The 10,494-nt window shown below is 41.8% G+C and carries 7 protein-coding genes and 1 pseudogene; 7 read left to right on the forward strand and 1 reads right to left on the reverse strand.

The genetic code is table 11. From position 1 onward, the window contains the following. Positions 1 to 65 precede the first annotated feature (65 nt). Entirely contained in the window at positions 66 to 764 is a 699-nt protein-coding gene (locus Q0Z55_RS12075; RefSeq protein ID WP_297429094.1) for an SIMPL domain-containing protein, read from the reverse strand. A gap of 455 nt (positions 765 to 1,219) precedes the next feature. Here Q0Z55_RS12075 and Q0Z55_RS12080 point away from each other — a divergent pair, with 455 nt between their 5' ends. The 7 genes and pseudogenes from Q0Z55_RS12080 (at position 1,220) to sohB (ending at position 10,277) form a co-directional block, all read left to right on the forward strand. After that, complete coding sequence (locus Q0Z55_RS12080) at positions 1,220 to 2,593, forward strand: diaminobutyrate--2-oxoglutarate transaminase (RefSeq protein ID WP_297429073.1); 1,374 nt, start codon at positions 1,220 to 1,222, stop codon at positions 2,591 to 2,593. A 1-nt stretch (position 2,594) separates the two neighbouring features. Next, positions 2,595 to 4,127, forward strand: a complete 1,533-nt coding sequence (locus Q0Z55_RS12085; RefSeq protein WP_297429075.1) for an aspartate aminotransferase family protein — start codon at positions 2,595 to 2,597, stop codon at positions 4,125 to 4,127. 302 nt (positions 4,128 to 4,429) lie between these two features. Further along, entirely contained in the window at positions 4,430 to 5,452 is a 1,023-nt protein-coding gene (locus tag Q0Z55_RS12090; protein ID WP_297429078.1) for a substrate-binding domain-containing protein, read from the forward strand. A gap of 92 nt (positions 5,453 to 5,544) precedes the next feature. Then, complete coding sequence (gene pstC / locus Q0Z55_RS12095) at positions 5,545 to 6,924, forward strand: phosphate ABC transporter permease subunit PstC (protein ID WP_297429082.1); 1,380 nt, start codon at positions 5,545 to 5,547, stop codon at positions 6,922 to 6,924. Beyond that, entirely contained in the window at positions 6,921 to 8,309 is a 1,389-nt protein-coding gene (pstA, locus tag Q0Z55_RS12100) for a phosphate ABC transporter permease PstA (protein WP_297429085.1), read from the forward strand. Before pstC ends, pstA begins: the two co-directional genes overlap by 4 nt. Positions 8,310 to 8,389: 80 nt before the next feature. Continuing rightward, positions 8,390 to 9,202, forward strand: a pseudogene (pstB, locus tag Q0Z55_RS12105) (phosphate ABC transporter ATP-binding protein PstB); the annotation flags it as partial. Between the two features lie 112 nt (positions 9,203 to 9,314). Next, a complete protein-coding gene (gene sohB, locus Q0Z55_RS12110; protein WP_297429091.1) occupies positions 9,315 to 10,277 on the forward strand; it encodes a protease SohB in 963 nt (320 codons plus the stop codon). The last annotated feature ends 217 nt before the right edge of the window (positions 10,278 to 10,494 follow it).

Below are 10,494 nucleotides of genomic sequence, written 5' to 3' on the forward strand. Positions count from 1 at the left end.
CGCAATCATATGGCGATTTACTAATTTAAAAAATCCCGCTTTCGAGCGGGATTTTTTTATTGATGTTATTGCAGTTGAATTGCACCACTGGCACTGACACTCATTTTTGAATCACCGGCTGCCACATTTTGCTCTGTCACACTATCTGCTGAGGCTTTCATCATCGCGACACGTGGCATAGCAGCGGCATAAGAATAATTATTGGTATTGATATTTAAACTCACCAATTGATAACTGGCTTTATTCCATGCTTTGGCCATGGTCTTGGCACGTTGTTGAAAGTTCTGAGAGGCTTCCATCATTAATTCATTTTCGACCTGTTTACGTTTTTGATCAGAGACCGAAAAATGAATCGAACTGGTTTGTAAGTATTGCTGTAGTTCACTAATCAATTGGCTTGAGGCTTTAAAATCAGCACTTTCTAGGCGAATTTCACTGCGTCCGCGCCATTCTTTAAGCTTACGATTATCCGCATCATAAATTGGATAGGTGCTTTGCGCGCCTGTTTTAATTTTCACTTGCGGGTATTTTTTAGCCGCATGGGTGGCTTGATTAAGCAATTCATTAATGTCGTTGGCCAATTGTGCCGGTTGCTTATGCGATTTTTCCACATACAAGACAGCATGCATTAAATCATTTGACACTTCGCGTTCAGCTTCAGCTTGAATATTAATCACGTTATAATGTAAGTCATTGTCGTTAGCATAGCTGGTTATAGGTGATAAAACAGTCAAACTTAAAGCAGCAAGTAATATTTTATTCATGGTGGGAATTACAAATAAATGAAGAACAGATTGTTTCATATTAGGCTGCATTTTAGCTATAAATAAGCAGAATTTGTGGTACGAGTGTAAATCAGGTAAAAGCGTTAAATATAGATAAATATAAACAAAAATAGAGGCTTATAAAAATTGGATTGCTTTTGCTAGCCAGTGATTAAAAACTGCTTAAAAAAATTATAAAAAATAAGCATTTCTTTCAATTGTCATAATGTGCGATGATAATTCAATCTATTGGTTAGCATGATCAGTTTTTTGAATGATTTTAAGCGTGATAAAACACCGAAACTTGTTTATTTTTCGCAAAAATTCGGTATGATCGCGCTCCTAGTTATGACGAATAACAAGTGATCGTCTAACAAGTATATAAAGCACCGAGTCAAAGACCGAAAGTCCCCCGACTTATTTCTTTCAACCCATATCAGAGATGGTAATTCGATATGAGCGTTACTTCAGTAAACCCTGCCTCTACTTCTACTAACGAGTACTATTTGACTCGCCAAAGTCAAATGGAATCAAACGTGCGTAGTTATCCACGTAAATTACCGTTAGCGATCGCAAAAGCGCAAGGGTGTTGGGTTACCGATGTTGAAGGTACACAGTACCTTGATTGTTTAGCTGGGGCAGGTACCTTGGCGTTAGGTCATAACCATCCTGCGGTTATTCAAAGTATTCAAGACACGCTTGCAAGCGGTCTACCATTGCATACTTTAGACTTAACGACGCCTTTAAAAGATGCCTTTACCGAAGCGTTGCTTGAGCAATTGCCTGGTGGCAAAGAAGAATATTGTCTACAGTTCTGTGGTCCATCTGGTGCAGATGCAACAGAAGCTGCGATTAAACTGGCGAAAACCTTTACCGGTCGTGGCACAGTGATCAGCTTCTCTGGTGGTTACCATGGTATGACGCATGGCTCATTGGCAATGACAGGTAACTTGTCTGCAAAAAATGCAGTCAATAACTTGATGCCAGGCGTGCAATTTATGCCATATCCGCATGAATACCGTTGCCCATTAGGTCTAGGTGGTGAAGCGGGTGTAGACGCGTTAACCTATTTCTTCGAAAACTTTATTGAAGATGTAGAAAGTGGTGTAACTAAGCCTGCGGCTGTGATTCTTGAAGCGATTCAAGGTGAAGGCGGTGTGGTGACTGCACCTGTAAAATGGTTAAAGAAAATCCGTGAAGTGACTGAAAAGCACAACATTGTGTTGATTCTTGACGAAGTTCAAGCAGGCTTTGCACGTTCGGGTAAAATGTTTGCCTTTGAACATGCAGGTATTGAACCTGATGTTGTTGTAATGTCAAAAGCAGTCGGTGGTAGCTTACCACTTGCAGTATTGGGTATTAAACGTAAGTTTGATGCTTGGCAGCCAGCAGGTCACACCGGTACATTCCGTGGTAACCAATTGGCAATGGGTACAGGTCTTGCAACGATCAATACCATTAAAGAACAAAACCTTGCTCAAAACGCACAAGAGCGTGGTGATTATCTACAAGCTGAATTTAAAAAATTAGCAGTAGAATTCCCATGTATCGGTAACGTTCGTGGTCGCGGTCTGATGATCGGTGTTGAAATTGTGGATGAGCGTAAACCTGCTGATCATATGGGTTCATTGCCGGCTGATTCTCAATTGGCAGCTGCGATTCAAACTGCATGTTTTAACAACCAATTGTTGTTAGAAAAAGGTGGTCGTAACGGTACAGTGATTCGTTTACTTTGCCCATTGATCATCACGCAAGAAGAATGTGAAGAAGTGCTTGTACGCTTCAAAAAAGCGATTGCTGAAGCGCTTGTTGCGGTTCGAGGTGCATAATATGGTTGATTTTGCAGAACATCGTAAAGCCTTGCTCTGTAATGATGCTGCCTCTATTGCTGACTATACCTCAGCAATGGAGCAAGCAACCCAAGCGGTTGCAGCATGGTTACAAAATGACAAAATGTACACAGGCGGTAGCATCAAAGAGCTTCGCAGTGCGATCGCCTTTAATCCTTCTAAACAAGGTTTGGGTGTAGAAAAATCTTTAGAGCGTATGGTTGAGCTTTTCTTAAATAAAAGCTTAAAAGTACACCATCCGCACTCGCTTGCGCATTTGCATTGCCCAACTATGGTCACCAGCCAAATCGCCGAAGTGTTGATTAACGCGACTAACCAATCGATGGATTCATGGGATCAAAGCCCAGCGGGTTCGTTGATGGAAGTTCAGCTCATTGATTGGTTACGCCAAAAAGTAGGTTATGGTGCAGGTCAAGCTGGTGTGTTCACCTCTGGCGGTACCCAATCTAACCTCATGGGTGTGCTCCTTGCGCGTGATGCATGCATCGCGAAAAACTGGAAAGATGAAAACGGCAATCCGTGGTCTGTTCAGCGTGACGGCGTACCAAGTGATGCAATGCGTAACGTCAAAGTCATTTGTTCTGAAAATGCACACTTCTCTGTGCAAAAGAACATGGCCATGATGGGCATGGGCTTCCAATCAGTGGTGACTGTGCCTGTGGATGAAAATGCACGCATGGACATGGACGCACTTGAAAAAACCATGGCGCACCTTCAATCTGAAGGTAAGATCGTGGCATGTGTGGTGGCAACTGCCGGTACAACCGATGCAGGCGCGATTGATCCACTGAAAAAAGTGCGTGAAATCACCAACAAATATGGCGCGTGGATGCATATCGATGCGGCATGGGGTGGTGCTTTAATTTTATCGAATGATCACCGTGATATGTTAGATGGTATTGAGCTATCTGATTCGATCACGCTTGATTTCCATAAGCATTACTTCCAAACCATTTCTTGTGGCGCGTTCTTGCTGAAAGATGAAGCAAACTATCGTTTCATGCATTATGAAGCAGAGTACTTAAACTCAGCTTATGATGAAGAGCATGGTGTACCAAACCTTGTGTCGAAGTCACTCCAAACCACGCGTCGTTTTGATGCGTTGAAATTGTGGATGACCATTGAAGCATTGGGTGAAGAGCTTTATGGTTCGATGATTGACCATGGTGTGACCTTAACACGTGATGTTGCAGATTATATTCAAGCCACAGACGGTTTAGAGCTATTGGTTGAGCCACAATTTGCCTCGGTATTGTTCCGTGTGGTGCCTGAAGGTTATCCAACTCAATTGTTAGATACTTTAAACCAAAACGTGGCAGATGAATTGTTTGCACGTGGTGAAGCCAATATTGGTGTCACCAAAGTCGGTCAAGTTCAATCATTGAAAATGACCACATTAAGCCCAGTGGCGACTTTAGACAACGTGAAGAATTTACTTGCACTTGTGCTTGCAGAATCTGATCGTATTAAAGCGTCAATTGCAGATGGTACTTACACACCACCGATTGCTTAATATGTTACATGCTTGAAAAAAGAGGTCTGAATAGACCTCTTTTTTTATGCTTAAAAGAGGTTTAAATGTAAAAATAATGATCATTTATGACAGTTGAATGACTTTTTAGCCTACCTAAATTTAATAAATTTTTTCATATTCAAATGCTTATAATTTTTTTGCCACTTTAATCAATTATCATAAAAGCGTCATATTGCTGTAACCTGCTTGTCATATTTTAAAATCAAAATGCTCATATCGAAAAAAGTACACAACTTAACAATTCTGATGCTGTACTTTCGGCCTAATCAAGAGAGATGAGAATGCGCTTAACCCACATTGCAATCGCACTGACAGCTTGTACTTTGGCAGCAACGACTGCAAATGCAGCACGTGACACCATTCAAATTGCTGGTTCTTCAACTGTACTGCCATATTCAAGTATTGTTGCAGAAGAGTTTGGCAACACCTTTCCGCAGTTTAAAGCGCCTGTTGTTGGCTCTGGCGGTTCATCAGGTGGTTTAAAACAGTTCTGTAATGGTGTAGGCGATAATACAATTGATATTGCCAACTCATCGCGTCAAATTAAATCAACAGAATTAGAAAGCTGCCATCAGGCAGGCGTAAAACAAGTTTTAGAAATTAAAATTGGTTATGACGGTATTGTTTTTGCATCAAATGCTCAAAAAAGTGAATATAAATTAAAGCCTTACCATGTGTTTGCAGCTTTAGCAGCAGAGTTACCATCAAAAGGTAAAATGGTGGCTAACCCCTACACGCATTGGAACCAAATTGATAAAAGCTTACCCAATGAGCCGATTACTTTAGTGATTCCAGCATCTAACCACGGTACACGTGAAGTGTTCCAAGAAAAAATGGTAGATGCAGGCTGTAATGCTTATGCTGCAATCAAAGCATTGGATAAAGATGCACATAAAGCTGCATGTACCACATTCCGTAAAGATGGTCGTGTGGTTGAAATCTCAGGCGATTACACAGAAACATTGGCTCGCTTAACCACATCACCAAGCGCGGTGGGTGTATTTGGTTTAGGTTTCTATGACCAAAACCGTGACAAGTTACGTGTTGCGACCGTAAACAATGTGGTGCCATCTGAAAACACGATTTTAAATGGTGCATATCCTGTGTCACGTCCATTGTTCTTCTACGTGAAAGGCGAGCACTTAAAGTCAATTAAAGGTTTAAATGAATTTACTGAATACTTCTTGAGCAAAAAAGTGTCAGGTAAAGGTTCAAAACTTGAAAAAGCGGGCTTAATCGCATTGTCAGATGCTGAACGTGCAAAAATCCTTGGCGATTTTAAAGCAGGTAAAGCTGTAAAATAAGTTAAGCGTAAAACGGCCAATGGAGGGCATGCCCCTGCATTGGCTTTTTTTAAATCTTTTTTCAAGTCGCTTGAAAAAATGCTGGAGAAGACATGAATCTGCTACTTATAGGCGTATTACTGGCGTTGATTGCCATTGGCTATCAGCTCGGTTTGCGTAAAAGTCGTCAATTAGCAGGTCAGGGCAATAACTCGGCAATGCTGCATTCGCGCCCCGGTTATTATGGTGCGTTGGTAGCGTTATGGTGTGGTATCCCTGCAATTTTAATTTTGTTGCTATGGAATGTAATTGAGCCAAGTATTTTGCGCCATGTGGTGATGGACAATGTACCCAGTGATATTGCAGCGGGTTTAGACCCTGCAAGCACAGCAGTACTCATGGATCGTGTACAAGCGATTGCCTCAGGTTTTGGGGTAAGTGATCAACCACTCAGCTATGAGTTGGCAGCAGCAACGGAACTTGCAAAAATGGCCACTGTGGCTTCATTTGCAAAATTTGCAGTGGTGTTATCGGCAGCAATCGCAGGTTTATTATTGGCGAAAAAGCGTTTAAGCCAACATTACCGTGCGCGTAACCAAGTCGAAAAAGCCATTAATGTCGCTTTAGCATTATGTTCAGGTGTGGCGATTTTAACCACCATCGGCATTGTCATGTCGATGTTTAGTGAAGCCATGCGCTTCTTTAGTTTTGTCAGTCCACTCGATTTCTTTTTTGGAACCGAATGGAACCCAGGTTTTAGCACCTCAGGTTCAGCCGATGGTCAGTATGGTTTATTGCCACTGATTTGGGGTACCTTGATGGTCAGTGGTATTGCCTTATTGGTGGCAGTACCCGTAGGTTTAATGATTGCGATTTACTTAGCAGAATATGCATCATCGAGTTTCCGTTCTTGGGCAAAACCTGCGATTGAAATTTTGGCGGGTATTCCAACGATTGTGTATGGTGTATTCGCTTTAATGGTGATTGGTCCATTTTTAAAGATGTTGGGCGATCAAATTGGTTTAGACATTAATGCCACCAGTGCACTGACCGCAGGTTTAGTGATGGGGATTATGATCATTCCTTTTGTTTCATCATTATCGGATGACATTATTACTCAAGTACCACGCGCATTACGTGATGGTTCTTTAGGTTTAGGTGCCACCAAATCAGAAACCATTCGTCAGGTGGTGTTGCCGGCGGCACTACCCGGCATTATTGGTGCATTTTTATTGGCGGCTTCGCGTGCCATTGGTGAAACCATGATTGTGGTCCTTGCCGCAGGTAACAGCCCATTGTTGCATGCTAACCCTTTAGAAGCAGTCTCGACGGTCACCATTACCATTGTGAACCAGCTAACAGGCGATACCGACTTTGCCAGTCCGCAAGCCTTGGTTGCCTTTGCACTTGGTTTAACCTTATTTGTGATTACCTTGGGTCTCAACATCATTGCACTATATATCGTGCGTAAATATCGCGAGCAATACGAATGAGTACATCAAATTCTTCTACGCTGCCACAGTTTGATGCCGAGGCAGCAGCGATCGCACGCGATAAGCGCAAACAAGTGATTGCAGACTCATTGGCTAAACGTCACCGTAAAGAAAAAGCCTTTAAATTTTTTGGCTTTACTGCGGTGCTGTCAGGCTTATTTTTTGTGGTGTTACTGTTTAGTAGTATTTTATATAAAGGTTTACCGGCATTTTGGCAAACCAGTATGACGTTACCAATTAACTTTGACGCGCAAATTATTGATGTCGGCCCAAAACCTATCCCGATGGAAAATGAAAATCCTGCGCAATATGAACAGCGTTATATTGCATGGCAGATGAAAATGGGTACGGTGGATTGGGATGCGTTAATCGTAAATGCCATGATCGCCAAAGAGCCAAGTGTTGCTGCATATCGTGATGACTTATCAAGTTTATATACCAGCTCAGAAGCGTATCGCTTACGTGATATGGTATTTAAAGATCCAAACTTAATTGGTCAAACCAAAGAGATTAACCTGTTGGCCGATGCAAATGTGGATGTGTGGTTGGCAGGCAATATTGATCGTGATTTGCCAGATGCACAGCAACAATTAAGCCCTGAAATTCGTCAGCTTGCCGATGATTTAAAAGCCAAAGGTGTGTTAGAAAATACCTTTAATACCAATATTTTCTATAGCGCAGACTCACGCAGTTCACCTGCAACCTCAGGTTTAGCAGGTGCCTTCATGGGCTCGCTGTTTATGATGTTAATCGTGATTTTTATCTCGATTCCAATTGGTGTGGCCTCTGCGATTTATTTAGAAGAGTTTGCACCTAAAAACGTGATTACCGATATTATTGAAGTCAACATTAACAACCTTGCGGCTGTACCTTCAATTGTATTTGGTTTATTGGGTGCGGCGATCTTTATTGGTTGGATGCATTTACCCCTTTCAGCACCTTTGGTCGGTGGTTTAGTGCTGAGCTTAATGACCTTACCGACCGTGATTATTACCACGCGTGCTTCATTAAAAGCGGTACCGCCTTCAATCCGTCAAGCGGCGTTAGGTTTAGGTGCATCGCGTGTACAAACGGTATTTCACCATGTATTACCGCTTGCATTACCCGGCATTTTAACTGGTGCCATTATTGGGGTGGCGCAAGCCTTGGGTGAAACAGCACCGTTACTGTTAATTGGTATGAGTGCCTTTGTATCAAGCGTACCGGCAACGCCATTTGATCAATCAACAGCATTACCTGTGCAAATCTTTTTATGGCAAGGTAATGAGTTACGTAACTTCTTTGAAGGACGTACCGCCGCTGCAATTATTGTATTGTTGGCGATGATGATTAGTTTAAATGCCTTTGCAGTGTGGTTACGTAAGAAATTTGAAGTGCGTTGGTAATTGAGGATAAATTGATGAATACAGTTGTAAAAGATAACGTGAATCCAGTGAATACCGATGCCAATGCTGCATCAACAGGCAGCAGCTTCAGCGCACAGTTTGATATGCAACCAAGCAAACAACAGCCTGCACATCGTAATGTTAAAATCAGCACCTCAGATGTTCATGTCTATTATGGTGAAACTGAAGCGATTAAAGGCATTGACTTAAATATCTATGAAAATGAAGTGATTGCCTTTATTGGACCATCGGGCTGTGGTAAATCGACATTCTTACGTACCTTAAACCGTATGAATGACACGATTGATAGCTGCCGTGTGACCGGTAAAGTCATGCTTGAGAGTCAAGATATTTACGATCCAAATCTTGATGTGGTGTTATTGCGTGCGCAAGTGGGCATGGTGTTCCAAAAGCCAAACCCATTTCCAAAATCTATTTTTGAAAACGTGGCCTATGGACCAAAATTGCATGGTTTAGCGCGTGACAAATATGATTTAGAAGAAATTGTCGAAAGCAGTTTACGTAAAGCTGGTCTTTGGGATGAAGTAAAAGATCGTTTGAACCAACCGGGGACAGGCTTATCTGGTGGTCAGCAGCAGCGTTTATGTATTGCACGTACCATTGCAGTCAGCCCTGATGTGATTTTAATGGATGAACCATGTTCAGCCCTCGATCCGATTGCAACGGCAAAAGTGGAAGAATTAATTTCTGAACTTTCTAATCAATACACCATTGCGATTGTCACCCACTCGATGCAACAAGCCGCGCGTGTGTCTGATCGTACCGCATACTTCCATTTGGGTGACTTAATTGAAGTCAACTCAACTGAAAAAGTCTTTACCCAACCGGATCATCAACTGACCGAAGCCTATATTACTGGTCGTTTTGGTTAAGCAGACATGAGTCAAAAAGAGCCTACGGGCTCTTTTTTATTTGTAAAAAACATTGAATTTTCTTTGATCTGACCTCATGTTGATGAAGAACATAAAAATATACGAGAGCGTTATGCTATTTCATGCCCCAAAACTTCCTGCCGAGATTTCAATTCGTCATCTCAATGCCCGTGTCAATGAACAGCGTAAAAAAGTGGCACAGATGACGGCATCGAAGTTGGAACTGTTACAGTTAAGTCAACAGCTCTCTAAAGAAGCGCGTGCGCGCAAAAAGAATAATGAAAAAGTCTATGTACTTGACTTTAAAGGTGATACTGCTGCCTCTGCGGTAGAAAGTTTACGTGAGGAAATCACCTTGATTTTAGCCACTGCTGAAGCTGGGCGTGATCGTGTGGTGGTTCGTTTAGAAAGCCCCGGCGGTATGGTGCATGGCTATGGTCTTGCAGCTGCACAATTGGTACGTTTACGTGAAGCTGGTTTTCATTTAACCATTTGTGTCGATAAAGTGGCTGCCAGTGGCGGTTATATGATGGCCTGTATTGCCAATCATATTATCTCAGCACCCTTTGCTGTAGTGGGTTCAATTGGTGTTGTGGCGCAAGTGCCTAACTTTAATCGTTTACTCAAAGAACACAATATTGATTTTGAGCTCTATACGGCAGGTGAGTACAAACGTACCGTGACCATTTTTGGTGAAAATACCCAAGAAGGTAAAGCCAAATTTGAACAAGAATTACAACAAACACATGCCTTATTTAAGCACTTTGTGGAAAAATACCGTAATCAATTAAATATTGAACAAGTCGCCACCGGTGAGCATTGGTATGGTCAAGATGCTTTAGATTTAAAGCTTGTTGATGAGCTGAAAACTTCAGACGAATACTTACTCAGTCTGTTGGCAGCGCATGATGTCTATACTATAGAAACGCGTAAAAAACCGACCTTAGGTGAAAAATTAGGTCTGCAAGCTGCACAGGTTGCTGATCAGTTAGTCCCTGCGGTGGTCAATAAGTTTTTACATACCTTAAGCCAAGCCAATAGCAGTTTGGTGCAATTACGTGATCCAAAACTTTAATTCACTCGACTTTAAAAAAACCAGCATCTTGCTGGTTTTTTTGTTTTAAGCATTGTTGCTTTTTTAGGCTTTTGTTAAGTTAGAGGCTTGAGCATGATGCTATAGAAAAATTTGAGGAAACTATGACGATTATCGTCGTTTTAAATAAAGAAAATTTAGCCACTTTACATAATACCGATACCCAATGGGTGGCACTGAATCAAGCATCTATTGTACA

Source organism: uncultured Acinetobacter sp. (assembly GCF_947626835.1).
In the GTDB taxonomy this organism is placed as follows: Bacteria; Pseudomonadota; Gammaproteobacteria; order Pseudomonadales; family Moraxellaceae; genus Acinetobacter.